Here is a 13,574-nt window from a genome sequence, read left to right as displayed (position 1 = left end):
AGGCTACAGATGGATCTCTATTTCTCGCCGCTCGCCTGTTCGATGGCAACCCGCGTCGCGCTGTATGAAGCCGGTGCCGAGGCGAACTATCTCGAGGTCGACCCGCCGACCAAGACGGTGCTGAGCGACGGCTCCGATTTCCGCGCCGTCAATCCGATCGGCCTGGTGCCGACGCTGCGCACCGACGAGGGCGTGGTTCTGACCGAGAATGCGGCAATCCTGCAATACGTCGCCGACCGCTTCCCGCAATCCGGGCTGGGCGCCGCAGAGGGCATCGAACGCACCCGCCTGCATCAATGGCTCTGCTTCGTCGGCACCGAGCTTCATAAGGGCCTCTTCATCCCGCTGCTCGACCGCAAGGCGCCGCAGGAGGCCAAGGCCTATGCCCTCGAGAAGAACTTGTCGCGGCTCGACTATCTCGACAACTACCTGAAGGGGCGCGACTTCCTGCTCGACCATTTCAGCGTCGCCGACGCCTATCTGGTCACGGTCATCAACTGGACCATGGCGACGCCGCCGATCGAGCTCGCGAAATGGCCGAACGTGAAGGCCTATTACGAGCGCCTGCGCCAGCGGCCGTCAGTCGCGAAGGCGGTCGCGGAAGAGTTCGAGCTGTACAAGGCCGAGCTCGCGCGCAAGAAGGCGGCGGCGTAAGCCGAGCTGAACACCCCTTCGCTCTTGCTCGCGCAAGTCGCCCCGGTCGACAAGCCGGGACGACGTTTGGCGCGCCTCTCTCGTGTCCCGGACGCGCGGCAGCGTTCTTACGCTGCTGCGCTGCATCCGGGGCACGAGACCGTTGTTGGCGATGGTTCGCAGGATGGGTAGAGCGAAGCGAAACCCATCAACGCCTTTTCCACGTTGAAATATGATGGGTTTCGCAAGGGCTCTACCCATCCCACAGCATCGTTCCATCTGCACACACCTTCGCGTTCTCGCGGCTTGTTCGCCCGAGCTTTGCTGATCTCTTCCGCCCTTTGAAAGCAAGGGCGCAGGGAAGGCCGGGCGCCGGCTGGCACCCGAAGTCCCGCGTGTGCTAAAGAAGCGCGCACGGGGTGGACGACAGGTGACGCCGGGACATCCCGGCCTTCCCTGCGCGGATGGTTTTCACGGTGTCCTTCGTGCTCTCCCCGGGGAGCGATGCACTATTGCCCCCGTCGCCTTGCGGATGCTCGATGCACGCCGGTTGGCGCGACATCTCCGCAGGGCTTGACGCACAGACCCCGGGCGTCAGGACCACACGACTTCTCCGTCCGCGCGCATCCAAGCTGGATTCTCCACGGCTGGCGTGCGCTCGCCGTCGAGGCCATTCGAAGACGCTGTCAGCGCCGTGTCGTATCGCGCCTGTCGCTGCTCACGGTTGCCCGCCCTGCAGCCACCATTCGCGCCGACGCCGTCGCGGCCACCGCATCCCGGCCCGCGTCCCGTGACGATCGCGAAACGCCCCTTGTGGCGGGCGGGATGCTTCGGGTTGTACGGCAAAACCGAACTTCTGTAAATTCGAATATTTTTGCGTAGGGATATCGACCCAGCGCTGGCGTGTTTTGCCCGTCGGGCAACACAACGGATGGTAGTTGGGACGAGCCGGGCGGCCTGGCCGGGGAGCTATCGAAAGTCGGCGACGAGATGTCGATTATCCGTACAGCACCCGCGGTAAAATCGTGACGATGCCGGGCCAGAGGGTCAGCAGCAGCACGAAGCCAACCATGATCATGAGATAGGGCATCGTGACGCGCGCGATGTAGCCGAGGCCGTCCTCGGTGAGGCCCTGGATGACGAACAGGTTGAAGCCGACGGGCGGCGTGATCTGGGCCATCTCGACCGCGAGCACGAGGAAGATGCCGAACCAGATCTCGTCGAATCCCGCCCCCTTCACGATGGGCAGCACGATCGGCAAGGTCATCACGATCATCGAGAAGCCGTCGAGGAAGCAGCCGAGGATCAGGTAGAAGACGATCAACACCACGATCAGCATGAAGGGCGACAGGCCGAGCCCCTTGACGAAGGCGGCGACGGCCTGCGGGATGCCGAGAAAGGCCGCGGCATTACCGAGGATCGAGGCCCCTAACACGATCAGCGCGATCATCGAGCAGGTCACGACCGAGCCGATCAGCACGTCGCGCATCACCTGCTGCGACATCGCGCCCTGCGCCCAGGCCACCAGCGCCGCGCCGAGCACGCCGACGGCGGCGGCTTCCGACGGCGTCGCGAGCCCGCCATACATCGAGCCGAGCACGCAGGCGATCAGGAACAATGCCGGCGCGAGATCCTTCAGCGCGGCGAAGCGCTCGCTCCACGGCACCTGCGAGAGTTTGGCTTCCGTCTCCGGCACCATGGTGCGGTCGAGGCTCGTGTGCAGCATCACCCAGGCCATGAAGGTGGCGGCCAGCAGGAATCCCGGCAGCACGCCGGCGGTGAACAGCTTCAGGATCGAGACGTCGCCGAGTACGCCGTAGATGATCATGATGTTGGACGGCGGGATCAGGAAGCCGAGCGTGCCGGCGCCCGCGAGCGAGCCGATCGCGATGTCGCGCGAATAGCCGCGGCGCAGCAACTCGTTGAGCGACATGCGGCCGATCACCTGCGTGGTCGCGGCCGACGAACCGGAGATCGCCGCGAAGATGGTGCAGCCGATCACGTTCACATGCAGCAATCGACCGGGCAGCAACCCCGCCCAGGGCGCCAACCCCTGAAACAGCGAGCGCGACAGACGGGTGCGGAACAGCAGCTCGCCCATCAGGATGAACAGCGGTAGCGCCAGCAGCTCCTGCGTGGTCAGGATGTTCCAGGCATATTGCGGCAACAGCTTGTCGAGCGGGATCGAGCGGAACATCGCGAGCAGCAGCGTCGCGGTGAGCGCTAGCGTGAGGCCGATCCACACGCCGCAGGCCAGCAGCGCAAACAGGATCGCGAACAGGGCGACGACTTCGATGGTCATGCGATCTTGAATCCGGGTGCGGGCGCGGTGGTCATTCGACGGGCGAGGCCTTCATGCGGTGATCCTCCAGCGGCAGGCCGAGCACGGCCTGGATCGCTCGCGCGAGGAACTGGAGCGTCAGCAGCAGCATGCCGAAGGTGACGACGGCTTCCGGAAACCACAGCGGCGTATCGCTGGAGGTCGAGACCTGGCCGCGCGTGTACGCGGCAAAGGCGAACTTCGCCATCGCTGACGTCAGGAACGCCATAAAAGCGAAGCCGGCCAACGCCGAGAGGATCTCGAGCCCGCGCTGCACCGGCACTGGTGCATTCTTCAGCAGCAGCACGACGCGGATGTGGCCGCCGACGCGCAAGGTCATGGCGGCGCCGAAGGTGAAGGAGGCCGCCATCAGATAAGACGAGTACTCCCAGGCAATCGAGATTGTCGGCGGGAAGAACGGCAGGAAGTTCGAGAGGAAGCGCGTTGCGACCTCGCACAGCATCAGCAACGTCAGCATCAACAGGCAACCGCCGCCGATCCAGCCGTCGAGCCGGCCGAGACGGTCGATGCCGTCGAGCAGGATGCGCAGCGGCACTGGTGCCGCCGCATTGAGGCTTTGCGGTGCTTCGGGAGAAACGCTCACCACGATCCCGCCCTCAGCCGCGCTTCATTTCGGCGAGATAGGACCGCACCGGTTTGTCGGCCGCCGGCACGCGCTTGAGGAAGGCATCCAGCTGCGGCGCGGTCTTGGCGCGGATATCCGTCATCATCGCGTCCGAGACCGGCACCACCTCCATGCCGCCCTCCTTGAGGCGGTTGAGGCTGTCGACGTCGGCCTTGAGCGAGTTCGCCCAGAAGCCCGGCTCCATCTTTGCAGCGATATCGCCCACGAGCTTCTGCTGATCCGCGGGAAGCGCCTTCCAGGAATCCAGATTGACGGTGAGCATCTGCGACGACCAGACGTGGTTGGTCGGGTAGACGTATTTCAGGAATTCCCAGAACTTGCCGTCGACGCCTGATACCGACGAGGTGGAGACGCCGGCGACCGCGCCGGAGGCGAGCGCGGGAATCGTTTCGCCCCAGGGGATCATCACGGCGGCCATGCCGACCGCATTCAGCATATCGACCGCATTCTTGTCGGGCACGCGGATCTTGATGTTCTTCAGGCCCTCGACGTCGGCGACCTTCGCCTTGAGGTGCAGATACTGCGTCGGCCACGGCACGATGTAGAGGATCTTCTGGTTGTTGCGCGCCGCGATCTTCTCGTATTCGGGCCGCACATATTTGTGCAGCACCTTCAGCTCGTCCACGGAGCCGCAGAGAAACGGAATGCTCTCGACGCCCATGAAGGGCTCGTCGCCGACCTGCTGGATATTGAGGACGTCGGCGAGCGGCACCAGGCCGTCGCGCACGGCGCGCAAATGCTCGGGTCCCTTGAAGCCGAGCTGGCCACCGGCCTTCACGGTGATCGCGACCGAGCCGCCGGTCTGCTTCTTCACCTCCTCGGCGAAGGCCATCGCGTTCTGAGTGTGGAAATTGCCGTCGGGCCAGACCGTCGACATGTCCCAGCTTGTCGTCGCCGCCCGCGCGCGGGTCGAGATGTGGCCGGCGGCAAGCAGCGTCGCTGCGCCCGCGGTGAAGTTCCGTCGCGTGATCATTGCACCCCTCCGTTGACCCAAGCGCACCGACAAGTCAGCGCGCGTACCCATAAACTGCAGCCGCATTGTCGGCGGACACGAGCCCGCTTTCGATATCGTCCTTGACCGCCGCACGATCGCGCGTCGTGGGAGCACCGATGCCGGCGCCGCCGGGCGTCAGCACCACCAGCCGGTCGTCCGGCGGCACCTGCTGAAATCCTTTTCCACGCAGCTTTTTCCCGGACTTGAGGCCGACATAGCCGGCCTCGCCGTTCTGGCCGCCATCGCGCCCGCGCGGCGGATGATCGATGCGGTCGAACGCCGCCAGGATGTCGAACGGCGCATCGACGCCGCTGCCGACCTCGATGATCTGCCCAAGGCCGCCACGGGTGCGCCCTGCCCCGCCGGAATCCGGACGCAGCTCCTTGCGCCAGAAGATCAGCGGCGTCTGCGTCTCCGCGATCTCGACCGGCGTGCCGCGCACGCCGCTGGGATAGGCGGTGGCCGACAGCCCATCCTTGCCGAAGCGCGCACCGGTGCCGCCATTGGAGGTCACCGCCATCGAGAACCCGTAATTGCCGCCGACGCCGGAGCGGGTCTGGCCGCGGACGTTGAGATTCCACAGGCACGAGGTGCCTTCAGCGGGCACGCGCTCGGGAATGATCTGACGCAGGCAGCCGAACACGACGTCGGGCAGCATCTGGCCGATGATGTGGCGCGAGGCGACCGGCGCGGGCTTGGGCGCATTGAGGATCGCGCCTGCGGGTGCCGACACCGTCAACGGCGACAGCGAGCCGGCATTGTTGGGAATCTGCGACGCCACCACGCAGCCGAGGCCGAACACGGTGTAGGCGGTGGTGTAGGACAAGGGCACGTTGATGCCGAACTTCGAGGCTGCGGACGTGCCGTCGAAATCGACATGGATGCCCGCATCCGAGATCGTCAGCGTCGCCGCCAGCGTCACCGGGGCATCATAGCCGTCGACCACCATGGTGTTGCGCCAGCTGCCCTTCGGCAGCTTTGCGATCTCGGCCAGCACGGCCTCGCGCGAACGGTCGCAGATGTAGTCGCCGAGCTCGTCGAGCGTGTCGATACCGAACTCGGTCATCATCTCGACCAGGCGCTCGCAACCGACGTCGTTGCAGCCGGCCAGCGAATAGGTGTCGCCTTCGGTATCGATCGGCAGCCGCGTGTTGGTGCGGATCATCGCCATCAGCGTCTCGTTGACGACGCCCTGGTCGATCAACTTCAGCATGGGGATGTAGAGCCCCTCCATGAACACGTCGGTGGCGTCGGGGCCGAAGCCAATGCCGCCGATGTCCATGAGATGGCTGGTGCAGGAGAACAGCGCGACCGGTTTGCCGTCCTTGAAACACGGCGTGGTGACGACGAAGTCGTTGAGATGACCGGTGCCCATCCAGGGATCGTTGGTGATGTAGGCATCGCCCTCCTTCATCGTCTCGATCGGGAAGTGGTTGATGAAGTGCTTGACCGATTCCGCCATCGAATTGACGTGACCGGGCGTGCCGGTCACCGCCTGCGCCAGCATCCGCCCCTTGAGGTCGAACACGCCGGCCGAGAGGTCGCCGCATTCGCGCACGATCGGGCTGAAGGCGGTGCGGAGCAGCACCTGCGCCTGCTCCTCGACCACGGCGATCAGCCGGTGCCACATGATCTGAAGGTCGATCAGGCTCGCGCCGCTTGCCTTGCTCATGATCAGGCCGCCTTTCGTTCCATGACGATGCTGCCGGCACCGTCGATATGGGCGTCAAAACTGGTGGAGACGAAGGTGGAGGTCTCGTCCTCCGCGATCACGGCCGGGCCTGCGATGGTCGCGCCCGGCGCCATGTCCTCGCGGCGATAGAGCGGGATCTCGATCAGCTCGCCGGCGCGGCCGTCGAAGAATTTGCGGCTGCCGACAGCCTTCCCTGCGGGCTTGCGCGTGACGGCCGCAACGGTGGGCGGATTGCGCGCCTCGGTGGTCGCGAGCACCGACCAGCTCAGCACTTCGATGGCAGCGCCCGGAATCGGCCGCTCGAACATCGCGGAATAGTCCGCCTCGAACTTCTGGCGCAGGCCGGCGAGGTCGGCCGCGGTCAGCCGCCGGTTCGGCAGCTCGACCGAGATCTCATGGCCCTGGCCGACATAGCGCATGAAGGCGGCACGTCGCTCGCGCACCGGCGCGCCGGCAGCACCAGGCTCGACCAGCGCACGCGCCTCGGTCACCATCTCCTGCAGGAGATCCGACACCGCCTTGGTGTCGAAATCGTCCAGCCGGACGTGACGGCTGCGCACCAGCTCATAGGCGATGGGCGCGGCCAAAAAGCCGACCGCCGAGCCGACGCCGGCATTGGACGGCACGATCACGCGAGAGACGCCGATCTTCTCAGCAACGCGCGCCGCATGCAGCGGCGCCGCGCCGCCGAAGGCGATCAGCGTGTGCTGGCCGACCACCGCGCCGCGCTCGACCGCGTGCACGCGCGCCGCGCTCGCCATGTTTTCGCAGACGACCTCGTGAACGGCATAGGCGGCGGTTTCCGCCGACAGGCCGAGCGGTTCGCCGACGCTGCTCAGCAATGCCTTCTTCGAAAGCTCCGGATCGAGCTTGATCGTGCCGCCCGCAAAGGCGTCGGGATCGATCATGCCGAGCGCTACGTCGGCGTCGGTCACCGCGGGACGCTGGCCGCCGCGGCCGTAGCAGGCCGGCCCCGGCTCGGACGAGGCACTCTCGGGCCCGACGGTGACGCGCTTCATCGCATCGACATGGGCGATCGAGCCGCCGCCGGCGCCAATCTCGACCATCTCGATCACGGGAATACGCACCGGCAAGCCGGAGCCTTTGAGGAAACGCGCGGCGCGATCGACCTCGAACACGCGCGAGGTCTCGGGCTGGTACTTTTCGATCAGGCAGATCTTTGCCGTGGTGCCGCCCATATCGAAGGACAAGACCTTGCTCTCGCCAAGACGCGCCGCGATCTGCGCCGCGAAGATTGCGCCGCCGGCAGGCCCGGACTCGACGAGGCGCACCGGAAAGCGCCGTGCCGTCTCGATCGAGGTGACGCCGCCACCTGACGTGACGAGATAGATGGCGCCGCGGAACTGCTCGACCTGCAAGGCGTCGGCCATGCGGGCGAGATAACCGTCGATCAAGGGTTGCACATAGGCGTTCGCGACCGCTGTCGATGTGCGCTCATACTCGCGGATCTCCGGGCAAACGGCCGAGGACACCGTCACGGAGATGCCTGGCATCTCCTCGGCCAGGATCGCGGCCGCACGTCGCTCGTGCTCGGGATTGGCATAGGAGTGCAGGAAAGCGATCGCAACGCTCGCGACGCCCAGCTCACGCAATTTCGGCGCGAGTGCACGCACCGACGCTTCGTCGAGCGGGAGACGGACCGCGCCGTGGGCGTCGACGCGCTCGGGCACGGTGAAACGCAAACCGCGCGGCGCCAGCGGCCTCGGCTTGTCGATTCCGAGATCATATTGGTCGTAGCGGCTTTCGGTGCCGATATCGAGCACGTCGCGAAAGCCTTCGGTCGCGATCAGGGCCGTCTTGGCACCGCGGCGCTCGATGATGGCGTTGGTCGCCAGCGTGGTGCCGTGAATGAAGACGTCGATGTCGCTGATATGCGCGCGCGCATCGGCGAGAATGAGGCGCATCCCATCCAGCACCGCCTGCTCGGGCCGCTGCGGCGTCGTCAGCACCTTGCGCGTCCTGCGATCCTGACCCACGTCCAGCACGATGTCGGTGAACGTGCCACCGATATCAACGGCAAGCCGCACCTCGGCTCCCTCAAGCATTCCAAATTCTCCGCGCTGATCGTCAAGACTGGGGTCGAAAGCGCAGCAATTTCCGTGCCATGGACGACGAGGACAACGCCGCGCCCGGCCATTCTGCTTGGCACCTATGCAATAGGCAAGACGTGTTCGGCGCTGGCGCGATCAGAGCAGGAATGCAAGCGCCGCCTCGCAGCGCTCCTCGACCTTCAGCGTCAGGAGATCGTCGGCGCGGGTGCGTCCGAGATTGACCGCCGCAATCGGAATATTGCGCTGCGCGGCAGCCTGCACGAAGCGGAAGCCGGAATAGACCATCAGCGAGGATCCGACGACGAGCATGGCATCAGCCTGCGCCAGATGATCCTTTGCAGTGGCGACGATGTCGCGGGGGACGTTCTCGCCGAAGAACACGACGTCGGGCTTGAGGATGCCGCCGCAGGCTTCGCAAGGAGACACCTGGAAGGACGAAAAATCCTCGTGCTCCAGATCAGCGTCGCCATCGGGTGCATCGGCCGCATCGAGCGTCAGCCATGCCGCATTCGCGCGACCAAGCGCGTGCTGAAACTCATCGCGCGGCGTCTTGCGGCCGCAGTCCATACAGCGAACCAGGTCGAGCCGGCCGTGCAGGTCGATCACCTGCCTATGGCCGGCGGACTGATGCAGCCGGTCGACATTCTGGGTCAGCAGCATCCCGCACCGGCCGTTGGCCTCGAGCCGGGCCAGCGCGTGATGCGCATCGTTCGGGCGAGCCTGGCCGAACCGCCGCCAGCCGATCAGGCTGCGCGCCCAATAGCGCCGCCGCGTATGCTCGTCCGACATGAAGGACTGGAAGTTGACCGGCTGGGTCCGCTTCCAGTCGCCGTTGCTGTCGCGATAATCGGGAATGCCCGAATTGGTGCTGCAGCCGGCGCCGGTCAGCACGAACAGCTTTTCGTGCCGGCCGACGAAATCCTGGAGCGGGGAGCTTGCCCGTGGAGCGTTTGCCATGGCGCAGATGTAGTCTGCGCGGGCCGGTTTTGCCAGATCATCGCAGTCCGCGGCGCATAGCGACCCCGGATGGGCGGCTATCGCGGGGATTGGCGGCCGGTGAGATCGAGCGGACGCGCTTTCTCTTGTCCGGCAACGCGGGCGGCTTGCTGCAGCGTCAGCCGGAATTCATCCCGCTTCTCGTGCACCGAGGCTATCGCATGCCCGACCGCAACTCCGAGGCCGACCAGTGCGGCTTCGGAAAGCTGCAGGCTTGCCTCGATGGTTTCCGGCACCGCATCGGTTGCGCCGATCGCATAGAGGTGGCGGGCATGGTCGGCGTCCCGCGCACGTGAAACGATCAGCACATCCGGCCGCACCGCCCGGATCCGCTCGACGACAGCATCGATCGCCGGCCGCGACTGGATGGTAATGATCACACCGGTCGTCTGCATCAGGCCGCAAGCTTCGAGGAAACCCGGTTCCGTCGCGTCACCAAAATAGACCTTGTGGCCGTCGCGGCGGTCGCGCGCCACGGCGACGGCCTCGTGATCGACCGCGATGTAGTTCAGGCCGTGGCTGGTGAGCAGCGAACAGACGACCTTTCCAACGCGGCCGTAGCCGACCACGATGGCCTGCGCCCGGTCGCCGGGCGGCCGAACCGCCAGTTCGGGATCGGGCGAGCGCTCAGGACCCAGCTTCGCGGCCAGTCGGCGTCCGAGCATGCTCAAGAGCGGCGTCAAGGCCATCGTCACCGCGGTGACGGCGACGGCAAAGCTCGACACGCGAGGCTCGATCAGACCGCCGGCCACCGCCATCCCGATGCTGACGAACGCGAATTCACCGACGGGACCCAGCAGGAAGCCGATCTCGACCGCCGTCGCCCAGGACAGCTTGAACAGCCGGCCGAGGAGGATGAGCACGATCGCCTTGCCGACGAGAATGCCGATGACCGCGGCCAGCAGCCAACCAGGCTCGCGCATGAACACGCGGAAGTCGATGGCCATGCCGACCGTGAAGAAGAAGATGCCCAGCAGCAGGCCCTTGAACGGCTCGACGGTGGCCTCGATGGCCTTGCCATACTCCGTTTCCGCCAGCATCAGTCCCGCAACGAATGCTCCGAGCGCCATCGACAGGCCTGCCTGGTGCGCGGCAATCCCTGCGCCGACGATGACGAACAAGGTCGCGGCGACGAACAATTCCGTCGAATGGGTGCCAGCCACCATCTGGAACAGCGGCCGCATCAGCAGCCGCCCGAGCAGAGTGAGGACAGCGACGGCCAGCGCGGCCTTCAGCATTGCGCTGGAGATGTGCGTCAAGACCGAGTCGCCGCTGCCGGCGCCGAGCACCGAGACGAAAACCAGAATGGGAACGACTGCGAGGTCCTGGGCCAGCAGCACCGAGAAGGTCGCGCGGCCGGCAGTGGTCGCAAGTCGTTTCTCAGTGGACAAAAGCTCGAGCACGATCGCCGTCGAGGACAGCGCAAGGCTCGCGCCGAGGATGACGGCCGTATCCGAGCTCTGCCCGGTGAGAAGCGCCGCGCCAAAAATAATGGCGGACGTCGCCAGCACCTGCAGGCCGCCAAGCCCGAACACCAGGCGTCGCATCGTGACGAGCCGCCTGAAAGACAGCTCAAGCCCGATCAGGAACAGCAGGAATACAATGCCGAGATTGGCGATACCCTCGACGTTCTGCGCGTCCGCGACGGTGACCCAGTACAGGAACGGAATGTCCTTGACGAGCGAGCCGAGCCCGAGCGGACCGAGAATGGCGCCGGCGCCGAGATAGCCCAGCACGGGATTGATGCCCCAATGGCGGACGATCGGCACCACGACACCGGCCGTGCCGAGGACCACCAGCGCGTCGCTGTAGGCATTGATGTTGATGCTTGTGGTCACGAGCCCTTCATGTGTCGACGCTTGCCAATAGCGGCAGCGTCGTCCACGGTCGATAGCACACGGCGCCGCAGACCCCTACCCGGACCAACCGCCATCCTCGCAGTCCCAAACCGAGATCAACTCGCCCAGTTCTCGCGAAACTCGGGGAATAGCGTCAGGCCTCCGCAAGCGTAGAGGGTCTGCCCGGTGATGTAGCTCGCATCATCGGACGCGAGGAAGGCGAACACGGCAGCGATCTCCTCCGGCGTGCCGACACGCCCCATGGGAATGTGGCTGGTGACGACGCCGCGCTTTTCGGGATCGCCGGTCCAGGCCGCGTTGATCGGCGTGTCGATCGCGCCAGGCCCGACCGCGTTGACGCGAATGCCGCGGCCGGCGAATTCCAGCGCCAGCGTGCGCGTCAGATTGGCCATGCCGCCCTTGCTGATCGAATAAGCGAGATAGCCGGGTTTCGGGATGATCTGGTGCACGCTCGAGCAGTTGATGATGGAGCCCCCTCCCCCGCGCGCCACGAAATGCGCGAGCGCCTTCTGCGCGCAGAGCACGGCGCCGTTGAGATTGACGTCGATGATCCGGCGATAGGTCTCGATGTCGAGCGCCTCGCTCGGCGATTCCTTCTGGAAGCCGGCGTTATTGACGAGACAATCGAGACGTTTCCAGCGCGAAAGGATCGCCTCGAACATCGCAGCAATCTCTTGCTCGTCGGCGACATTGGCCTTGACGATGCAGTGATCGGGCGCGCCGTGGCCGCGATCACTCGAAGCGGCCCGCGCGAGCGCGAGCGTCTCCTCCGCCCGCTCATCATGCTCGAAATAATTGATGGCGACGGTTGCGCCTTCCTGGGCGAGCCGGATGGCGACGGCGCGGCCAATGCCTTGCGAGGCGCCGGTCACCAGGGCGTATTGGCCAACCAGGCGCGAGGGAAAGGAGGTCGAGCGATCGGTTTGCGGCATGGATTTTCTCCGGGGATGCTCATCATCGACGGACGGCGCGTTTTGTTCCATCCCCTTTCGTGCATCCCTGGGATTCATTCCGCGCGCCGCGCCAGCGGCGAGGTCAGGATCTGATAGAGGATGATGGCGCCAAAAGTTGCGGTGCCGATCCCGCCGATCGTGAACGCGCCGAATTTGAGCGTGAGGTCGCCCGCACCGGCGGTCAGCGCCACAGCGACGGTGATCAGGTTTGCAGGGTTGGCGAAGTCGACCTTGTTCTCGACCCAGATCCGGCCGGCCATCGCCGCAATCAGCCCGAACAGCACGATCGAGAGGCCGCCAATGACGGGCCCCGGGATCGACAGGATCAGCGCGCCGAATTTCGGCGAGAAGCCGAGCAGGATCGACACGATGGCGGCGAAGGCAAACAGCAATGTCGAATAGACCTTCGTCGCCGCCATCACGCCGATGTTTTCGGCATAGGTGGTGACGCCGGTGCCGCCGCCGCAGGCCGCCACGATGGTAGCCAAGCTGTCGGCGAACAGGGCGCGGCCGAGATAGGCATCGAGACTCCGGCCCGTCATGGCGCCGACGGCCTTGATGTGACCGAGATTCTCGGCGACGAGAATGATCGCAACCGGCGCGATCAGGAAGATCGCATCGGCCTGGAATGTCGGCGTGGTGAAGCTCGGCATGCCGAACCATGCCGCGGCTGAGAGTTGCGCGAAGTCGATCGGCTTGCCGAAACCGAGGCCGTTGGCGAACAGCAGGTACAGAAGATATCCGCCGATCGCACCGAGGATGATCGGTAGGCGGCGCCACAGGCCTGGAGCTGCAACGGCAACCACGCCGATAATCAGGACGGTCGCGAGACCGATTCCGGTGTCGAACGCATTCGCGCTCACCGCCTTGACCGCCACGGGCGCGAGGTTGAGTCCGATCGCCGCGACCACAGCACCGGTGACGGCCGGCGGCAGCAACCGCTCGATCCAGCCGACCCCCGACCACATCACGATCAGCGCGATCACACCATAGAGCACTCCGGCTCCGACGATGCCGCCGAGCGCGATCGAAATATTGGGATTCGCCCCCTGTCCGGTATAGCCGGTGGCGGCGATGACGACGGCGATGAACGCGAAGCTCGAGCCGAGATAGCTCGGCACGCGCCCGGCGACGATGACGAAGAAGATCAGCGTGCCGATGCCGGAGAACAGGACGGCGACATTGGGATCGAAGCCCATCAGCAGCGGCGCGATGATCGTCGAGCCCGACATCGCGACGCAGTGCTGGAGACCGGAGACGATGGTCTGGCCCCATGACAGCCGCTCCTCCGGCATGATCACGCCTGAGGTCTTCAACGTCCAACGCGGGAAATAGCCTTGCTGTTGCCGGCCGGAGCCTGATGAAGTCGACATGTTCCCCCCAGTTGCGCTGCAGCGACCGATCTTCG

Annotated in this window: 10 protein-coding genes; 1 reads left to right on the top strand and 9 read right to left on the bottom strand. The window is 65.5% G+C overall.

The features are described 5' to 3' along the window. The first annotated feature begins 9 nt into the window (after positions 1 to 9). A complete protein-coding gene (locus BM190_RS12030; RefSeq protein ID WP_092254634.1) occupies positions 10 to 654 on the top strand; it encodes a glutathione binding-like protein in 645 nt (214 codons plus the stop codon). A 976-nt stretch (positions 655 to 1,630) separates the two neighbouring features. On the opposite strand, the gene BM190_RS12015 is transcribed toward BM190_RS12030, so the two are convergent. The 9 genes from BM190_RS12015 to BM190_RS11975 form a co-directional block, all read right to left on the bottom strand. After that, positions 1,631 to 2,935, bottom strand: coding sequence for a TRAP transporter large permease (locus tag BM190_RS12015; RefSeq protein WP_092254631.1), 1,305 nt, complete (start codon positions 2,933 to 2,935; stop codon positions 1,631 to 1,633). A gap of 31 nt (positions 2,936 to 2,966) precedes the next feature. Continuing rightward, positions 2,967 to 3,560 (bottom strand): TRAP transporter small permease subunit, encoded by a 594-nt coding sequence (locus BM190_RS12010; protein ID WP_092254628.1) that lies wholly within the window; start codon positions 3,558 to 3,560, stop codon positions 2,967 to 2,969. A gap of 10 nt (positions 3,561 to 3,570) precedes the next feature. Then, entirely contained in the window at positions 3,571 to 4,572 is a 1,002-nt protein-coding gene (locus BM190_RS12005) for a TRAP transporter substrate-binding protein (RefSeq protein WP_092254625.1), read from the bottom strand. Between the two features lie 34 nt (positions 4,573 to 4,606). Then, the gene (locus tag BM190_RS12000; RefSeq protein ID WP_092254621.1) at positions 4,607 to 6,265 is read right to left on the bottom strand and encodes a hydantoinase B/oxoprolinase family protein; all 1,659 of its coding nucleotides are present in this window, start codon (positions 6,263 to 6,265) and stop codon (positions 4,607 to 4,609) included. A gap of 2 nt (positions 6,266 to 6,267) precedes the next feature. Then, positions 6,268 to 8,352 carry a hydantoinase/oxoprolinase family protein gene (locus tag BM190_RS11995; protein ID WP_092254618.1) on the bottom strand — a complete coding sequence of 695 codons (2,085 nt, stop codon included), beginning with the start codon at positions 8,350 to 8,352 and terminating at the stop codon, positions 6,268 to 6,270. A 141-nt stretch (positions 8,353 to 8,493) separates the two neighbouring features. Then, the gene (locus tag BM190_RS11990) at positions 8,494 to 9,315 is read right to left on the bottom strand and encodes an NAD-dependent protein deacetylase (protein ID WP_092254614.1); all 822 of its coding nucleotides are present in this window, start codon (positions 9,313 to 9,315) and stop codon (positions 8,494 to 8,496) included. 77 nt (positions 9,316 to 9,392) lie between these two features. Next, complete coding sequence (locus BM190_RS11985) at positions 9,393 to 11,192, bottom strand: cation:proton antiporter domain-containing protein (RefSeq protein ID WP_092254611.1); 1,800 nt, start codon at positions 11,190 to 11,192, stop codon at positions 9,393 to 9,395. Positions 11,193 to 11,308: 116 nt separating this feature from the next. After that, complete coding sequence (locus tag BM190_RS11980) at positions 11,309 to 12,145, bottom strand: SDR family oxidoreductase (protein WP_092254919.1); 837 nt, start codon at positions 12,143 to 12,145, stop codon at positions 11,309 to 11,311. A 74-nt stretch (positions 12,146 to 12,219) separates the two neighbouring features. Beyond that, positions 12,220 to 13,539 (bottom strand): solute carrier family 23 protein, encoded by a 1,320-nt coding sequence (locus tag BM190_RS11975; protein ID WP_092254608.1) that lies wholly within the window; start codon positions 13,537 to 13,539, stop codon positions 12,220 to 12,222. Between the last annotated feature and the right edge of the window lie 35 nt (positions 13,540 to 13,574).

The sequence above is a fragment of the Bradyrhizobium sp. Rc3b genome, from assembly GCF_900114915.1.
Classification (GTDB): domain Bacteria; phylum Pseudomonadota; class Alphaproteobacteria; order Rhizobiales; family Xanthobacteraceae; genus Bradyrhizobium.
This window is presented reverse-complemented; position numbering and strand designations above follow the sequence as displayed.

Bases quoted from the DNA above. Each gene is read 5' to 3' on its own strand.
- BM190_RS12030 (WP_092254634.1), top strand. From the start codon at position 10: ATGGATCTCTATTTCTCGCCGCTCGCCTGTTCGATGGCAACCCGCGTC.
- BM190_RS12015 (WP_092254631.1), bottom strand. From the start codon at position 2,935: ATGACCATCGAAGTCGTCGCCCTGTTCGCGATCCTGTTTGCGCTGCTG.
- BM190_RS12005 (WP_092254625.1), bottom strand. From the start codon at position 4,572: ATGATCACGCGACGGAACTTCACCGCGGGCGCAGCGACGCTGCTTGCC.
- BM190_RS12000 (WP_092254621.1), bottom strand. From the start codon at position 6,265: ATGAGCAAGGCAAGCGGCGCGAGCCTGATCGACCTTCAGATCATGTGG.
- BM190_RS11995 (WP_092254618.1), bottom strand. From the start codon at position 8,352: ATGCTTGAGGGAGCCGAGGTGCGGCTTGCCGTTGATATCGGTGGCACG.
- BM190_RS11990 (WP_092254614.1), bottom strand. From the start codon at position 9,315: ATGGCAAACGCTCCACGGGCAAGCTCCCCGCTCCAGGATTTCGTCGGC.
- BM190_RS11980 (WP_092254919.1), bottom strand. From the start codon at position 12,145: ATGCCGCAAACCGATCGCTCGACCTCCTTTCCCTCGCGCCTGGTTGGC.
- BM190_RS11975 (WP_092254608.1), bottom strand. From the start codon at position 13,539: ATGTCGACTTCATCAGGCTCCGGCCGGCAACAGCAAGGCTATTTCCCG.